The organism is Achromobacter sp. 18P8.1.1 (assembly GCF_057799415.1).
In genome coordinates this window covers 34492-51142 of the sequence record NZ_JBYOKH010000016.1, presented here as the reverse complement: position 1 = coordinate 51142, position 16651 = coordinate 34492, and the positions used below count along the sequence as shown (strand labels likewise).

Sequence of the window (16651 nt, the reverse complement as noted above, 5' to 3'; positions counted from 1 at the left end):
TTGCTACGGTGACCACGAGAACTTCATCATGTGTGGAATAGTCGGAATTTGGGGCCCTGTCGGAAACAAGGAGCGCGTGCTGGCCGAAAGCTGCCGCCGTATCCGCCACCGCGGGCCGGACAGCAACGGTTTCTGGGAAGACCCCGAGGCTGAACTGGCCCTGGCGCACGTCCGCCTGGCGATCCTGGACTTGACCGAAGCCGGCCACCAGCCCATGACGTCCGCCTGCGGCCGCTATGTGATGGTGTTCAACGGCGAGATCTACAACCACCTGGACATCCGCAAGCAGCTGGAGCAATCCGCGCTTGCGCCGTCCTGGCGCGGGCATTCCGACACCGAAACTCTGCTGGCGGGCTTCACCGCGCTGGGCATCGAGGCGACCTTGCAGGCCGCAGTCGGCATGTTCGCGATCGCGCTGTGGGATCGCGCGTCGCGCAAGCTGATGCTGGCGCGCGACCGCATGGGCGAAAAGCCGCTGTACTACGGCTACTCCGGCGCCGAACTGGTGTTCGCTTCCGAGTTGAAGGGCCTCATGCCCATTCCGGGCTTTGGCCGCGACCTGAACCGCAATGCGTTGGCTTCGTTCATGCGGCACAACTACATTCCGGCGCCCCAGTCCATCTACCAGGGCATCGCCAAGCTGCCGCCGGGGACCTGGGTCGAATTCACCGCTGACGACACCCGCAGCCGCCGCATGCCGGAGCCGCGCGTGTACTGGTCGGCGCGCGACGCCGCGGACGCCGCAGCCAAGTCGCTGCTGACGTTCGAGTCTGACGCGCAGGCCACCGAAGCGCTGGAAGGCGTGTTGTCCAAGGCGGTCGGCGGCCAGATGCTGGCCGATGTGAGCCTGGGCGCCTTCCTGTCGGGCGGCATCGATTCGTCCACTATCGTGGCCCTGATGCAGGCGCAGAGCGCCAAGCCCGTGCGCACCTTCGCGATCGGCTTCCACGAAAAGGGCTATGACGAGGCGCAGCACGCGAAAGCCGTGGCCACGCACCTGGGCACGGACCATACCGAGCTCTACGTGACCGCCGAGGACGCGTTGGCCGTGGTGCCGTCGCTGGCGGACATGTACGACGAACCGTTTGCCGATTCGTCGCAGATCCCGACCTCGCTCGTCACGAAAATGGCGCGGCAGCACGTTACCGTCGCGCTGTCCGGCGATGGCGGCGACGAACTCTTCGGCGGCTATTCACGCTATTTCCGAGTGAACAACTGGTGGCAGCAATGCGAGCGCTTTCCTTCGCTGCTGCGCAAGCCCGCGGGCGCGCTGCTTTCCGCATCCACCCATCTTCCGGGGCGCGGCGCCTGGCGCGGCAAGGTCGGCAAGCTGGGCGAGCTGCTGCGCACCGATTCGCGCGGCGATTTCTATCGCCACTTCGTGTCGTACTGGGCCGACCCCACCAAGGTGGTCAAGGGCGGCGTGGAACCGGTCTCGGAATTTGCGCGGACCATGCAGGGCTCCACCTTCGAATCCATGATGAAGCTGGATACGATTACTTATCTGCCGGACGACATCCTGGTCAAGGTGGACCGCGCCGCGATGGCGGTCAGCCTGGAAACGCGGGTGCCGCTGATCGACCACCGCGTCTATGAATTCGCCTGGAGTCTGCCGCACCAGTACAAGGTGCGCGGCAACACGGGCAAGTGGCTGTTGCGCCAGGTGTTGCATCGCCATGTGCCGCAGGCCCTGGTAGACCGCCCCAAGCGCGGTTTTGCCGTGCCGCTGGCCGCCTGGCTGCGCGGCCCGCTGCGGGAATGGGCGGACGCATTGCTGGACCCCACGCGCCTGCGTCAGGAAGGCTGGTTCGAACCGGAACCCATCCTGCGCAAGTGGCGTGAACACACGTCGGGCCATCGCAATTGGGACAGCCATTTGTGGGGCGTCCTGATGATGCAGGCCTGGCTGGACCGTTATCGCGCAGGACCGGATCAAGGGGGATCTATTGGGAGTCTTTGACGAATGAGAATATTGATGCTGGTCAGTTCCATGCATGCGGGCGGCGCCGAACGGGTGGCTGCCACGCTGGTTAGCGCATGGGCCGAACGCGGGGACGCCGTCACCTTGACGCCCACCTATTCGTCCAAGGGCACGTGCTTTTATCCCTTATCTGACAAGGTTGAACTCGCATGGCTGGCAGATATCGCCGGCACACGGGAGTCGGGGGCAATGGCCGCGTTCAAGCGCTTGATGGCCTTGCGCAAGCACATCCGCGACACCAAACCCGATGTGGTGGTGTCCTTCCTGACCAACGTCAATGTGGCCGCCATCCTCGCCACGCGAGGCTTGCGCGTGCCGCTCATCGTCTGCGAGCGGACGAATCCGGTCGCCGAGACGACGACGGGCACGGTGTGGCGCAAGCTGCGCCGCCTGCTGTACCCGCGCGCCGACATGGTGACCGTGCAGGCGGAAGACACCGCCGGCCCGTTCTCGCGTCAGGTGCCGGGCATCAAGCGTCTGGCCGTCATCCCGAATCCCTTGCCTGCGCCCTTGCTGGATGCGCCCCGCGTGTTGCAACGCGAAGACGACGGTCCGCGTGAACTGTTGGCGATGGGCCGCCTGGTCTCTGACAAGCAATTCGATCTGCTGATCGATGTCTTCGCGCAATTGGCGCCGTCGAATCCGGATTGGAACCTGCGGATCTGGGGCGAAGGCCCCGAGCGCGCCGCGCTGGAAGCACAGATCGCCCGGCTGGGCCTGGAATCGCGGATCAGTTTGCCGGGCCGCACGGAAACGCCGTGGGACGAGCTGGCGCGCGGGCAAGCCTTCGTGTTGAGTTCGCTGGTCGAGGGCTTTCCCAATGTTCTCCTGGAAGCCATGTCGCTGGGCCTGCCTTGCGTGGCCTTCGATTGCCCCAGCGGCCCGCGCGAGATGACGCGCGACGGCCAGGACGCCTTGCTGGTGCCGGCAGGCGACCGCGATGCGTTGCGCGACGCCTTGCAGCGCGTGATGGGCGACTTGTCCTTGCGCCGGCAGTTGGGCGAACGCGGCGCGACGGCGGTGCGCCATCGTTATGCGTTGGCCAGTGTGCTGTCGGAGTGGGATGAACTGTTCGAAGCGGTGCAGGAGGGGCGATGAGCACCCCCGCAATGCGCATCCTGCACGTCATCACGGGCCTGGGGCAGGGTGGCGCGGAATCCGTGCTGCTGCGCCTGGCGACGTATCCCGAACCCGGCGTGACGCACAGTGTGGTGTCGCTGACCGACGAGGGCATTTACGGCGAGCGCCTGCGTGCGGCCGGCGTTGCCGTGCACGCGCTGGGCATGAAGCGGGGGCGAGTCAGCCTGGGCGGCTTTCTGGCCTTGCGCCGCTTGATTGCCAGCGCGCGTCCCGACGCCGTGCAGACCTGGATGTACCACGCCGACCTGATCGGCGGTTTGGCTGCCCGCCTGGCTGGCGTGCGGGCCATCGCTTGGGGCATCCGCAATTCCGGCGCGCATCTGGAGCGCAGCAGTCGTTCAGCGCGCCTGGTTCTGCGTGCCTGCGCGCTGCTGTCGGGCAGCGTGCCGCGCGCCATTGTCTGCGCGGCGCAGAACGCAGCGGAACGCCACGCGGAAAAAGGCTACCGGCGCGATCGGATGGTGGTGATCTCCAACGGCTATGACCTGTCGCGTTATGCGCCCGACGCCCAGGCCCGGGCACGCGTTCGCGCGCAATGGGGCCTGTCCGAGGATGCGCCGGTGATCGGTTGCGTGGCCCGTTGGGACCCACTCAAAGACCATGCCAACCTGCTGCGCGCCGTGGCCGCCTTGGTGCGTGACGGCCGCGATGCCGGGTTGCGATGTGTGCTGGTCGGGCGCGGCATGGCGCCGGACAACGCCGAACTGGCCGCGCTGATCGACAAGCTGGACCTGCGCGAGCGCGTGATCCTGGCAGGCCCCAGCGACGACGTGCCAGCCGTGATGAACGGGCTGGACCTGCATGTGCTGTCCAGCTGCGCGGAAGGGTTTCCCAACGTGGTCGCCGAGGCCATGGCTTGCGGCGTCTATTGCGTCGTGACCGACGTGGGCGACGCCGCCTATATCGTCGGCGATACCGGCATCGTGGTGCCGCCTGAACAGGCCGAGGCGCTGGCGCGCGGCATCGAGACCGCCTTGTGCGACGTGGCTGCGCGCGGCAGCGGTCGGGCGGGCGAGGCCGGCCGCGCCCGCGTGCTGGAAAACTTTGATCTTGCCCGCATGGTGCAACGTTACCTCGCCGTATGGCGCCGTATTTCTGGAGTCCAGGCATGAGCGCCGGCCGCCGCTTGATGTTCGTCGTCAATAACCCCGCGTTCTTCATGTCGCACCGGGTGCCGGTGGCGCTGGCTGCGCAGCGTGCCGGCTATGACGTGCATGTGGCCACGATGGACGGCCCCGCGGTGGCCGAGATCCAGGCCCTTGGCATGACGCACCACGCCATCCCCATGACGCGCAGCGGCAAGCATCCTTTGCAGGAACTGGGAACCTTGCTGGCTTTGGTGCGCCTGTTCCGCCGCGTGCGGCCCGATGTGGTGCACCTGGTCACCATCAAGCCCGTGCTCTACGGTGGCATCGCCGCGCGCCTGGCTCGCGTGCGCGGCATGGTGGCGGCCATTTCAGGATTGGGCTTCGTGTTCCTGTCCAATTCGCTGAAGATGCGGCTGGTGCGTTCGGTGGTGGCAAGGCTGTACCGGATTGCTCTGGGCCACCCGAACAGCCGCGTGATCTTCCAGAACGCCAACGACCGCGACCTGCTCAAATCGCTGGGCGCAGTGCGCGATGAGCAGGTCGTCATGATCCGCGGCGCGGGCGTGGATCTGGATGCCTATCGCGCGTTGCCCGAGCCGCCGGCGCCGCCGGTCGTGGTCACGATGGTGGCCCGCCTGCTGCGCGACAAGGGCGTGCAGGAGTTTGTGCAGGCCGCAGGCATCCTGCGCCAGCGCGGTTTGCCGGTGACGATGCAGTTGGTGGGCGGGGTGGATGCCGGCAACCCCGCGTCGGCGACGCAGAGCGAGGTGGATGCCTGGCAACGCGACGGGGCGGTCCAGGCGCTGGGCGAACGTTCGGATGTGGCGGCGCTGTACGCGGCCTCTCACATCGCCGTCCTGCCGTCTTACCGGGAAGGCCTGCCCAAGTCATTGATCGAAGCGGCTGCGTGCGCGCGCGCGGTCGTGACGACCGACGTGCCGGGTTGCCGGGACGCGATCGAACCCGGCGAAACCGGGTTACTGGTGCCGGTGCGCGATGCGCAGGCCTTGGCGGATGCGATCGCCCGTCTGGCGGAAGATCCGGCGCTGCGGCAGGTGATGGGCGCTGCGGGAAGGGCGCTGGCCGAACGCGAATTCAATATCGAACGCGTTGCCAGCATCCACGTCGCCCTATACGACGCGCTGAGCGCCTGACGGCGCCCAGCCGCGCCGGGCTAGTGGCGGCGCGCGATCGCGTCGATCCAGAATCGGGTGGAAGGATCCTGTTGGCTGGATTGCGGGGAGTCCAGTTCGCGCATGATGTTCTTGGCCAGCACCTTGCCGAACTCCACGCCCCATTGGTCGAACGGGTTGATGCCCCAGATCACGCCCTGCACGAACACCTTGTGCTCGTAGAGCGCCAGCAGCGCACCCAGCGTATAGGCCTCCAGGCGCGGCAGCACGATCAACGATGACGGTCGCCCGCCCGGGTGCACGCGGTGCTGCGCCAGCACGCGCGCGCGGACCGGATCGCTTTCAGTGGCCGACGTTTCCGCCAGCGCCTCGTCAAACGATTTGCCGCGCAGCAGCGCGGAACGTTGCGCCAGGCAATTGGCGATCAGCAGTTCGTGGTGGCGCGCATAGGCGTGGTCGGGCTGTTCGCACAGGATGAAGTCCACGGGCGCGCCCATGGTGTCCTGGTGCAGCCACTGGAAGAACGTGTGCTGGCAGTCGGTGCCTGACATCCCCCAGATCGCGGCGCCGGTCGGCACGCCCGCGGGGCTGCCGTCGGCGGTGGCGACTTTACCCAGAGATTCCATCTCCAGCTGCTGCGCCCACGGCACGATGTGGTAAAGCCGCGAGTCGTAGGGCGCGATCACCAGCGAGTCATAGCCCAATACGCTGCGGTTGACTACGCCTGCCAACGCCAGTTGCACTGGCGCGTTCTCCGCGATCGGTGCGGTGCGGAAATGCTCGTCCATGGCCGCCGCGCCGGCCAGCAACTGGTCGAACGCGTCCGTGCCCAGCGCCAGCGCGATCGGCAGGCCGATGGCCGACCAGAGCGAGTAGCGGCCGCCGACCCAATCCCAGATCTGGAAAATGTGATCGGGCAGGATGCCCAGGTTCAACGCGGCTTCGACGTTGGCGGTGATCGCCACGACCTGCTTGATCGGATCGGCCACGCCGGCTTCGCGCAGCCAGTTCATCGCGACTTCCGCATTGGCCAGCGGCTCGGTCGTGGTGAAGGATTTCGAAGCCACGATGACGAGCGTGTCGTGCGGATCCAAGCGGCTCATCGCGTCGGCGACGGAGTGCGAATCCACGTTGGAGGCAAAGCGGACTTCCCGCTTGGCGCCGCCATGACGCAGGGCGCGCGTCACCAGGCGCGGGCCCCAGTCGCTGCCGCCGATGCCCAGGTGCAGCACATAGCCGTAGCGGTCCGCCTTGTCGGCTTCGCGCACGAATTCGCGCAGGCGTTCACGCTCTGCCGACACCGCCGCGGCTACGGCCGCAGGCGGTTGCGGCGCGCGCAGCGCCGTATGCCAGGCGGCGCGCCCTTCGGTCCAGTTGGCGTTGCCGCCGTCGAACAGCGTGGCGCGGGCGGCGTCAAAGCCCTGCTGCGCCAGCAACGCCGCCGAGGCTTCCTGCAGGGCGGGGGAATGCGCTTGCGCGCTCAAGTCCAGCCGCAGCCCCGGGGCATTGATCAGCCGCAATTGCTCGCCGCGCCGCGACGCAGTATTCGCTGCTGTGGTGAATTGTTGCCAGACCGGGCTGTTGGGAAGTGACATAGGCGATTCAGAAAGGCAGTTTGGCTTCTGGTGCGAGCTTGCCCAGTTCGCGGCGGAAGTCGGCTTGGATGCGCTGCAGCGCTTCGGCGGTCTGTGCTTCAAAACGCAGCACGACGACGGGCGTGGTGTTGGATGGGCGGGCCAGGCCGAAGCCGTCGGCGTACTCCGCGCGCACGCCGTCGATGGTGATCACACGGCGGGCATCAGGGAATTGGCCCTGGTCCTGCAACGCCTGGACCAGGGTGAAGGGCTGGCCTTCTTCCATTTCCAGCTTCAGTTCGGGCGTGGACACGTCTTGCGGCAGGGCTTCGAGCGGCGCGCAGGCGTCGGCGAATCGCGACACGATCTCCAGCAGGCGGGCGCCGGTGTACAGGCCGTCGTCAAAGCCGTACCAGCGTTCCTTGAAGAAGATGTGGCCGCTCATTTCGCCAGCCAGCGGCGCGCCGGTTTCGGCCAGTTTTGCCTTGACCAGCGAGTGGCCGGTCTTCCACATCAGTGGCACGCCGCCCGCGGCTTCGACGGACAGGCCGACATGGCGGCTGCACTTCACGTCATAGATGATGGTGGCGCCGGGGTTGCGTTCCAGCACGTCGCGGGCAAAGAGCACCAGTTGGCGGTCAGGCCAGATGATCTGGCCGGATTTCGTGACCACGCCCAGGCGGTCGCCGTCGCCGTCAAAGGCCAGGCCCAGTTCGCAGTCGGATTCCGCGACGCACTTGATCAGGTCCTGCAGGTTCTTGGGCTCGGCGGGGTCGGGGTGGTGATTGGGGAAGGTGCCGTCGACCTCGCAGAACAGTTCCGTGACCTCGCAGCCCAGCGCCCGGAACAATTGGGGCGCGACCGCGCCGGCGACGCCGTTGCCGCAGTCGATCGCGATCTTCATGGGGCGCGCCAGTTTGACGCCGGACGCCACGCGCGCGATGTAGGCCGCGACCAGATCCAATTGGCGGCGCACGCCCGCGCGCTCGGCCGGCGCCTGTGCGGGACCGTTCATCGCGGCGCTCAGGGCCTGGACGTCATCGCCGTACAGGGCGCGCCCGCCCATCATCATCTTGAAACCGTTGTACTTGGGCGGATTGTGGCTGCCCGTGATGGCCACGCCCGAGCCGCACTGCATGATGTGGGTGGCGAAATAGACCAGGGGGGTGGGAACCATCCCGATATCCAGCGTATCCACGCCGCCTTCCAGCACGCCTTCCTGTAGCGCCGTCGACAGCATCGGGCTGCTCAGGCGACCGTCGCGGCCCACGACCAGTGTCTGCACGCCCTCGGCGCGCGCGCGGGCAGCCAGGGCGCCGCCCAACGCACGCGCGAACGTGGCGTCGATCAGGTCGGGCACGGTGCCGCGAATGTCATAGGCCTTGAAGACAGAGGCGGGAAACTGCGTGTTGTGATTGCCCACGACGATTCCTTGATAGGGGTGTTACAGCACGGATTCTGACGGGGTGTCATGGTATACCCGCGCATCAAAACCCGCCTGGCTAGGGGGTCAAGCTCGAATTATCCTCCATTGGCGGGGTGGGCCTCATCCGGCGGGCGGTGTAGGGCGTCTTAAGGGTTGGCGAGCGCCCTGATTTGGTGCACGGCGGGCGTGGCCCGCCTTGATCCGGTGCGCCCGCCAAGTCGGCCGAAAGCGCCTTTGCCAGAGGGCGCCGCGTGGCATGGAAATTGCTCGTCATCCGAAGGTGATACGCTTGCTATGCAAGCAGAAAGACCGGGAGGGGCCATGGGTGCCAAAGTTTCTACTGTCATGTCGTCAAGGGGAGCCAGCAGCAGGCGAGGCCCCCCCACGGACTACGCCGGGCCGGCCGCAGGCCGCGAGCGCCGGCTTGATATCCATGTTTTCGTCTCTGAAACCGGCGAATTGGCCACCGGCCGCGCCTGGGAACGCTGCGTCTGGCGCGAGGCCCGGGTGCTGATCGCCGAATGTCCGGCGCCGCACCTGCCGGCTTCCGTCGAAGCCGCGCTGCGCCTCATTGCCGCCGATGTCGCCCGGGACCGCGGTTGGGAGGGGATGGGCACCGTGGCCTTTTCGCTGGATGACCGCAGCGGCGTGTTCCGGGTGACGGGCGCGCAGGCGCAGCCGAACGCCGCGGGTGCGCCCTTTGCCGGCCATGACCCCGACGCCGCCCATGCGCTGGAAATGCGCATCGATGGCTGCGTGGACCGCCGCCTGCCTTGCACGCGCCTGCTGGTATGCGGCGCGACGCGTGGAGAGGCCTTGCGTCGGGCCTACCGCGCCCTGTCCGAAATGCCGGGGCCGGCGGGCGTCGACCGCGCTTTCCTGATGAACCGCATCGCGTCCCGGGCGTACTGCTCCGGGCTGACCGGCACGCGGCTGGATCAGGCGGTCGGCTAGGGCGGCTTCGGCCGGGGCGATTCCACCCCTACAATATCCGCACATCCCTTGACCTGCGCCTGGGCGATACCAGGCCTTTCTTGTGCGGCGCCTATGACTTTGCTGAGCGATCTACAGTCCCTGCTGGGGTTCTCCCACGTGCTGACCGGTGCGGACGCCGACTCTTATGTGCAGGACTGGCGCCGGCGCTACCGCGGCACGGCGCTGGCGGTGATCCGGCCCGGTTCGACCGAGGAAGTCGCCGCCGCCGTGAAACTGTGCATGCATCATGGCGTGCCCATCGTGCCGCAAGGCGGCAATACCGGTTTGTGCGGCGGCGCCACCCCGGACGATTCCGGCCGTGCCGTGGTGCTGTCCACGGCACGCCTGACCGCCGTGCGCAACCTGGATACCGCCAATGACACCGTCACGGTCGAAGCGGGCTGCATCCTGCAGGCCGTCCAGGAAGCCGCCGCGGCGGCCAACCGGCTGTTCCCGCTCAGCCTTGCGGCCGAAGGCAGCTGCACGATTGGCGGCAACCTGGCCACCAACGCTGGCGGCACCCAGGTGCTGCGCTACGGCAACACGCGCGACCTGACGCTGGGCCTGGAAGTGGTAACGGCCGAAGGCGAAATCTGGAACGGCCTGCGCGGCTTGCGCAAGGACAACACCGGCTATGACTTGCGCGACCTGTACATCGGCAGCGAGGGAACGTTGGGCATCATCACGGCCGCCACGCTGAAGCTGTTCCCGCGGCCGGTAGCCTCGTGTACCGCGCTGTTGACGCTGGACACGATCGACCAGGCCGTGGATGTGCTGTCGCGTGCGCGTTCGGGCTTTGGCGCCGCGCTGACCGGCTTCGAACTCATGAGCGGCGCTTGCCTGCAAGCCGTCGTGCGCCTGTTTCCGCAGCAGCGCCTGCCTTTTGAAGGCGCGTCGGCCGAATCGCCGTGGTTCGCGCTGCTTGAACTGTCCGACAGCGAAAGCGAGGCGCATGCGCGCGACCGTTTCGAGGCCGTGCTGGGCGATGCCATCGATGCGGGCCTGGTCAACGACGCCGCGATTGCCGCCAACGTCGCGCAAAGCAAGGCGCTGTGGCACCTGCGCGAGAGCATTCCGCTGGCCGAAGCCGAGCTGGGCAAGTCGGTCAAGCATGACGTGTCCATCCCCATTTCGTCCATCGCGGGCTTCGTGCACAAGACCAACGCCTTGCTGCAAGCGCGCTTTCCCGGCGTGCGCCATGTGATCTTCGGCCATCTGGGCGACGGCAACCTGCATTACAACGTGGCCAACGCGCCCGGCCAGACCGAAAGCGAACTGCTGGCCCTGCAAAGCGAGATCTATGGCGTGGTGCATGACAGCGTGCATGCGCACAGCGGCTCCATCAGCGCCGAGCACGGCGTCGGCCAACTCAAGCGCGACGAACTGCCGCGCTACAAGAGTGCCGTCGAACTGGCGTTGATGCGGCGGATCAAGCGCGCGCTGGATCCGCAAGGGCTGATGAACCCGGGCAAGGTGCTGCAAACCTGAGACACCCGGGCGCAGACCCGACCTTACTTCCAACAGGGAGCTTCATCCATGGCAGTCAGCCCCGCGGCGGGTGCGAATAACCGGATCCTGATCGTTGAAGACGATCACATCATCGCCGGCAACCTGTACACCTTCCTGGAGGCGCGCGGATTCCTGCCGGACGTGGCCTATACCGGCCACGCGGCGCTGGAACGCATGAAGGAGCAACGCTTCGACGCGGTGATCCTGGACATCGGCCTGCCGGGCATGGACGGCAACGCCGTGCTGCACGCCTTGCGCAACGACATGCGGGTGTCCGTGCCGGTCCTGATGTTGACGGCGCGCGACAGCCTTGAAGACAAGCTGGCAGGTTTTTCGCACGGCGCGGACGACTATCTGACCAAGCCTTTCGCCTTGCTGGAAGTCGAAGCCCGCCTGCTAGCCCTGATCCAGCGCGCCAAAGGGTCGACGGTGGATACGGTGCGCCAGTTCGGCCCGCTGCAATACGACACGCGCAGTCGCAGCGTATCGGTCAACGGCACCCCCGTGCACCTGACGCGCAAGGCCGGCCTGATCATGGAAGCGCTGATGCGCGATCCGGGCAGGGTGGTGGCGCGCGAAGAGCTGGAGTCCCTGTTGTGGGGCAACGAACCTCCGTCCTCGGACGCGCTGCGCAGCCAGGTCCACCTGCTGCGCCGCGCCCTGACCGATGCCGGGTTCGACGGCATCGAGACCATGCATGGCACCGGCTGGCGGCTGGTGCCGACCGGGGACGCGCCATGACACGCGCGGCCAGCGGCACATTGACCCAGCGGGTGGTGTGGGCGCTGACGGGCACGGTCGCGCTGTTCGTGACGGCGCTGGCGTTGCTGGCCTATTTGACCTTCGACCAGATGGAAGACGACCTGGTCAACGACATCCTCAACACGGAAATGGACCGGCTGGTCCAGCACGCGCGCGCCAGCGACGAGTTCATGCCGCGCCAGGGGGCACGCGAGCTGGGCGGCTCCATGCGGGCCTGGATGAGTGTGGACGGCCAGCGCCCGGCCGGCATTCCCGACGAAGTGCTGGGGCTGGACAGCGGGCTGCACCTGATCGAGCCGGGCGCCTATACCTGGCACGTGATGGTGGCCGAAACGGGCCGGGGCAAGGTCTACCTGCTGTATGACGCGACCGACAATGAAGAGCGTGTGCACGACTTCGGCCTGATCGTGCTGGGGGTCGGCGCCATTTGCGTGATCGGTGCCTACGCGCTGTCGCGGCGGGTGGCGGCGGTGGCCGTGGGGCCCTTGCTGGACCTGACCGACCGCTTGGCGACTTGGGCGCCGGGATCGCCTGACATGGCGGTTACCCGCGACGACGAGGCCGGCCGGCTGATCGAGGCGTTCAACCGGGTGCAGAACCAGGTCGACCGATCGATCGCCCGTGAACGGGAGTTTGCGGGCAACCTCAGCCACGAGGTCCGCACGCCGCTGGCGGCGATCCGTTCCGACAGCGAGTTGATGCTGCTGACCCAGGCGTTGACGCCGGATCAACGCCAACGCCTGACCCGCGTTGTGGATAACGTGGATGACGTGATCGTGTGCCTGGAGAGCGCCCGGGCGATGGCGCGTGACCAACTGCTGCCGCCGGCGCCCGTGGACGTCGCCGAGTGTATGGAAGACGCCTGGCGCGGCTACGAGGCTCAGGCCGGGCACGCCGAGCTGCGCCTGGATAACCAGATCCCGCCCGGCCATATCCTGACGCTGGATCGCTATGCGCTCCTGACCGTGCTGCGCAACCTGGTGCGCAATGCGGTGGAGCATGCCGCGCCGGCCACGCTGACGACCCGATTCAGCGCGCCAGGCGTGCTGGAGCTGAGCGACGACGGCAAGGGGATTGCCGCCGACGATTTGCCCTTCCTGTTCCGCCGCTACTACAGCGGACGGATGCGGGATTCCAACGCAGGCGACCGCGACGAAACCGCCCGCGGCCTGGGGCTGGCGATCGCCAAGCGGGTCTGCGACATGCAAGGCTGGTCGCTGACGGTCGAGTCATCCCGCGAACCGGGGTTGCGGGGGACGCGATTCTCCCTGCGGTTCGACGCCGCCGTCGCCGATTCTGCCGGCGATGTCGCATCCGCGGAACAGGGCCGGATTTGACGAAATTTCGACTATCGGCGCACTAAGCTCTTCGCTTGTCCGATGCGTCCCTGGTCTATCGACCCATGTCGTCCCCTTTGCTGCCTGCGGCGCGCGCGCCGACGCCCGTCTGGTACCTCTGCAGTCAGCTGATCGGCGTGACGCTGGTGCTTGCCTGCCTGGCCTGGTGGGCCAATGCCTCGGGCATGGATCTGCGCATTGCCCGTGCGCTGTTCGATCCGGCCCTGGATGATTTCCCCCTGCACGTGAACCGCTGGCTGGATCTGGTGGGGCACCGCATGGTGCTGGCCCTGCCGATCGGCGTCGCCCTGGCGGCCGTCGGCGTCGTCGCGGCCAGCTTCCGCATCCCTGCCTGGCGGCCATGGCGCGGGCCGGCGCTGGCCCTGGCGGCGACCTGCCTGATGGGTCAGGTGGCGGTGAACCAGCTCAAGCACTACACGACCCTGCCACGCCCCTACGATCTGGAAACCTTGGGCGGCTATACCCCGTATCCGCTGCACTGGTGGACCTGGGTGCGCGAGCGCTCCGGAGGGGCAATGCCCAGCGGCCATGCGGGTGCGGGCTATTCGATGCTGACGCTGTACTTCGCCGGTTGGGCGCTTGACCGGCCCGCCTGGCGCTGGTGGGGGCTGGCCGTGGGCGTGGCCGCCGGGGTCGGGTTTTCGGTGGTGCGCATTCTGCAGGGCGCCCACTTCCTGAGCCAGACACTCTGGTCGGCGGCGCTGCTGTGGTTTCTAGCCGCGCTGTTCTTCTATCCGGTGATTGTGGGACGGCCCCGCGCGCGGCGCGCGTCCCACAAGGCGCACGATCAGTTGAGCAGCACGCCGGGCAACCACAGCGAAAACGCCGGCACGTAGGTCACCAGCGCCAACGCCGCCAGCAAGGCGCCGTAGAAGGGCCAGATCGTGCGCATGACGGTGCCCACCGAGACGCCACCGATCGCGCAGCCGACGAACTGCGTCGTCCCAACCGGGGGCGTGTTCAGCCCCAAGGCGCAGTTCAGCAGCATGACGATCCCGAATTGCACCGGGCCCATGCCGTACTGCATGCAGATCGGCAGGAATATCGGCGTGCAGATCAGGATGGTGGCGGCCATGTCCAGGAAGGTGCCCAGGACGAACAGGATGACGTTGACCATCAGGAAGATGGCCCACGGGCTGGTCGACACCGACGCCATCAGCTCGCCCGTTTTTTCCGCCACGCCGTAGAAGCTGATCAGGTAGCCGAAGGTGGCCGAAATGCCGATCAGCAGCAATACGACGCCCGTCGTCTTGACGGCCTTGCTGGCCGCCCGCACGAACTGGTCCCAGGTCAGCGACCGGTAGACGAAGATCGTCAGCGCCAGCGCGTACAGCACCGCCACCGCCGCGGATTCCGTCGCGGTGAAGACCCCGCTCAGGATCCCGGTGATGATCAGCACCACCACGAACAATCCGGGTGCTGCCGCGATCAGCGAACGCAAGACGATGTGCCAGCCCGGGAAGGTGCCCGCCGGATAGCCCCGGCTGCGCGCCACGAAGTAGGCCGCCGCCAGATTGCACAAGGTCAGGATCACCGCTGGCACGACGCCGGCCGCGATCAGCGCCGCAATCGACACCTTGCCGCCCGCTGCCAGCGTGTAGATGATGATGTTGTGGCTGGTAGGCATCAGCGCGCCGACGAGCGCGGCGTGCGTCGTGACGTTCACCGCATAGTCCGCGTGATAGCCCTCGCGCTTCATCATCGGGATCATCACCGATCCCATCGCCGACACGTCCGCCACGGGCGAGCCCGACACGCCGCCGAACAGCGTGCAGGCCACGACGTTGGACATGCCCAGCCCCCCGCGCACGTGCCCCACCAGCGACTTGGCGAACGCGACGATGCGGTCGGCAATGCCGCCGTACAGCATGAGTTCGCCCGTGAAGATGAAGAAGGGAATGGCCAGGAACGAGAACGCGTTCATGCCGGAGGTCATCTGCTGGAACGCCACCGCCAGCGGCAGGTCCTCGACCATGATGGCGGTGATGGACGACAGGCCGATGGCGAAGGCCACCGGCACGCCGATCACCAGGAACCCCATGAACGTAAACGAAAGCAGTGTCAGCGCCATGCCGGTACCACCTTATGGTTGCGCAGGATGGCGATGATGTGCTCGATGGAGAAGAGCGCGATCAAGGTGCCCGACAGGGTTGCGGGGATGTACTTCCAGGCATTCGATATCCCCAGGTTGGGGATCTTGTAGGCCGCGACGGATTCCGCCAGCACGCCGCAGTTCCATGCCATCAGCACGCCGAACAGCAGCACCAGCAGATGGATGAAGATCCGCAGCCGGCGCTGGCCGGCTGGGGGCAGCGCGTCCAGCAGCGATTCGAAGCCGATGTGGCCCGCGTCGCGTACGCCGACGGCGGCGCCCAGCATCGTCACGTACAGCACCAGCAAGAGCGCCAGGCTTTCGGCCCAGGTCGGCGTGCTGTTGAGCACGTGGCGGCCGACGATCTGCAAGGTGACCGCAACGATCAGGCAGATCAGCCCGAACACGCTCGTCCACATGCAGGCCCGCGCCAGCGCCGCGCAGCCGCGGGTATAGGCATCCAGCGGGGCAGCCAGGGCTTGCGCCCGGCCCCCCGCACCGACATCTGTTTCATTCGTGGGTGTGGCCAACATGATGCCCTCACTGGACGGCCTGGATCTTGGCGACCAGGTCTTTCATTTCCGGCGTGGTGACGAAGCGCTCGTACACGGGTTTCATCGCGTTCTGGAACGAGGCCTTGTCCACCTCCACGATCTGCGAACCGGCGCGCTCGACCACGGACCGGGACTTCTGCTCGCGTTCGTCCCACAGCTTGCGCATGAACGGCACGGATTCACGAGCGGCTTCGCGCAAGATCTTCTGGTCCTCGGGCGGCAGCTTGTCCCATTGGCGCTTGGAGAAGATCAGGATCTCGGGCGTCATCGTGTGTTCCGTCATCGCGTAGTACTTGGCGACTTCGTAGTGATGCGCGCTTTCGTAGCTGGGGAAGTTGTTTTCGGCGGCATCCACCAGCCCCGTCTTCAGCGACGTGTAGACCTCGCCCATCGGCATTGGCGTGGCGTTGCCGCCCATCGCTTCGACCATGGCGACGGACAGGTCCGATTGCTGCACGCGGATCTTCTGTCCTTTCGCGTCGGCCAGGGTCTTGATCGGCTTGTTGCGCGTGTACATCGAACGCGCACCGCTGTCGTACCACGCCAGGCCCACGAAGCCTGCACCTTCGCACGAGCGCAGGATCTGGTCGCCAATCTCGCTGTCCAGCACCTTGTGCAGATGCTCCTTGGAGCGGAACAGGAAGGGCAGTGAGGGTACGCGGGTGGTCTGGCAGATATTGTGCATGGCGGCGCTGGAGACGCGTGCCATGGCCAGGGCGCCCAGTTTCACCTGTTCGATCGAATCGTCTTCGTTGCCCAGCGCGCCGCCGGCGTACACCTTGACCGTGATGCGGCCGTTGGTGCGTTGCTTGACCAGTTCGCCGAACTGGCGCACGGCCAGCACGGTGGGGTAGTCGTCGGGATGGATGTCGGCAGAGCGCAGCTCGGCGGCATGGGTGGCGGGAATCAGGGTCAGCAAGGCAGCCGCCGCCAAAATGGCGCGGGTCAGGGTGGGGCGCAGCATGTCTACCTCCGGTTGGAGTATGGCGTTTGGTCAAGGGCCGGGACGGCCTCGAAGCTCTTTGATAGGTACGGACCTGCTTACTACCTGGCATGGGG

General features: G+C 66.8%; 14 protein-coding genes. 9 read left to right on the top strand and 5 right to left on the bottom strand.

Annotated features, from left to right (window positions below):
• Window positions 1-28 precede the first annotated feature (28 nt).
• Genes asnB through AC27VE_RS12680 form a run of 4 tightly spaced genes read left to right on the top strand, consistent with a single transcriptional unit; the run spans window position 29 to window position 5363 of the window.
• Entirely contained in the window at window positions 29-1960 is a 1932-nt protein-coding gene (gene asnB / locus AC27VE_RS12695; protein ID WP_315845761.1) for an asparagine synthase (glutamine-hydrolyzing), read from the top strand.
• A 3-nt stretch (window positions 1961-1963) separates the two neighbouring features.
• A complete protein-coding gene (locus AC27VE_RS12690; protein WP_427958590.1) occupies window positions 1964-3079 on the top strand; it encodes a glycosyltransferase family 4 protein in 1116 nt (371 codons plus the stop codon).
• 11 nt (window positions 3080-3090) lie between these two features.
• The gene (locus AC27VE_RS12685) at window positions 3091-4233 is read left to right on the top strand and encodes a glycosyltransferase family 4 protein (protein ID WP_488704057.1); all 1143 of its coding nucleotides are present in this window, start codon (window positions 3091-3093) and stop codon (window positions 4231-4233) included.
• Window positions 4230-5363 (top strand): glycosyltransferase family 4 protein, encoded by a 1134-nt coding sequence (locus tag AC27VE_RS12680; RefSeq protein ID WP_488704030.1) that lies wholly within the window; start codon window positions 4230-4232, stop codon window positions 5361-5363. Before AC27VE_RS12685 ends, AC27VE_RS12680 begins: the two co-directional genes overlap by 4 nt.
• Window positions 5364-5383: 20 nt before the next feature.
• Here the strand turns inward: AC27VE_RS12680 and pgi are convergent, their stop codons facing one another.
• Together pgi and AC27VE_RS12670 are read right to left on the bottom strand one after the other, a co-directional pair.
• On the bottom strand, window positions 5384-6937 hold the full coding sequence (gene pgi / locus AC27VE_RS12675; RefSeq protein WP_488704029.1) for a glucose-6-phosphate isomerase: 1554 nt from the start codon (window positions 6935-6937) through the stop codon (window positions 5384-5386).
• Between the two features lie 7 nt (window positions 6938-6944).
• Complete coding sequence (locus AC27VE_RS12670) at window positions 6945-8339, bottom strand: phosphomannomutase/phosphoglucomutase (RefSeq protein ID WP_488704028.1); 1395 nt, start codon at window positions 8337-8339, stop codon at window positions 6945-6947.
• 324 nt (window positions 8340-8663) lie between these two features.
• On the opposite strand from AC27VE_RS12670, the gene AC27VE_RS12665 reads away from it, so the two are divergent.
• The 5 genes from AC27VE_RS12665 (at window position 8664) to AC27VE_RS12645 (ending at window position 13782) form a co-directional block, all read left to right on the top strand.
• Window positions 8664-9296, top strand: a complete 633-nt coding sequence (locus tag AC27VE_RS12665; RefSeq protein ID WP_088590740.1) for a BPTD_3102 family carboxylase-like protein — start codon at window positions 8664-8666, stop codon at window positions 9294-9296.
• A gap of 93 nt (window positions 9297-9389) precedes the next feature.
• Window positions 9390-10805: an FAD-binding oxidoreductase gene (locus AC27VE_RS12660; RefSeq protein WP_488704027.1), complete on the top strand. Its 1416-nt coding sequence runs from the start codon at window positions 9390-9392 to the stop codon at window positions 10803-10805.
• 48 nt (window positions 10806-10853) lie between these two features.
• Window positions 10854-11567, top strand: coding sequence for a response regulator transcription factor (locus AC27VE_RS12655; protein ID WP_488704026.1), 714 nt, complete (start codon window positions 10854-10856; stop codon window positions 11565-11567).
• Entirely contained in the window at window positions 11564-12925 is a 1362-nt protein-coding gene (locus tag AC27VE_RS12650; RefSeq protein WP_280029785.1) for a sensor histidine kinase, read from the top strand. Before AC27VE_RS12655 ends, AC27VE_RS12650 begins: the two co-directional genes overlap by 4 nt.
• Window positions 12926-12990: 65 nt before the next feature.
• Complete coding sequence (locus AC27VE_RS12645; protein ID WP_488704025.1) at window positions 12991-13782, top strand: phosphatase PAP2 family protein; 792 nt, start codon at window positions 12991-12993, stop codon at window positions 13780-13782.
• On the opposite strand, the gene AC27VE_RS12640 is transcribed toward AC27VE_RS12645, so the two are convergent.
• Genes AC27VE_RS12640 through AC27VE_RS12630 form a run of 3 tightly spaced genes read right to left on the bottom strand, consistent with a single transcriptional unit; the run spans window position 13734 to window position 16556 of the window.
• The gene (locus AC27VE_RS12640; protein WP_006226231.1) at window positions 13734-15017 is read right to left on the bottom strand and encodes a TRAP transporter large permease; all 1284 of its coding nucleotides are present in this window, start codon (window positions 15015-15017) and stop codon (window positions 13734-13736) included. The two genes, AC27VE_RS12645 and AC27VE_RS12640, sit on opposite strands and share 49 nt — an antisense overlap.
• Window positions 15008-15571, bottom strand: a complete 564-nt coding sequence (locus AC27VE_RS12635) for a TRAP transporter small permease (protein ID WP_280029787.1) — start codon at window positions 15569-15571, stop codon at window positions 15008-15010. Before AC27VE_RS12635 ends, AC27VE_RS12640 begins: the two co-directional genes overlap by 10 nt.
• 7 nt (window positions 15572-15578) lie before the next feature.
• Window positions 15579-16556: a TRAP transporter substrate-binding protein gene (locus AC27VE_RS12630; RefSeq protein ID WP_006226233.1), complete on the bottom strand. Its 978-nt coding sequence runs from the start codon at window positions 16554-16556 to the stop codon at window positions 15579-15581.
• Window positions 16557-16651: the final 95 nt, after the last annotated feature.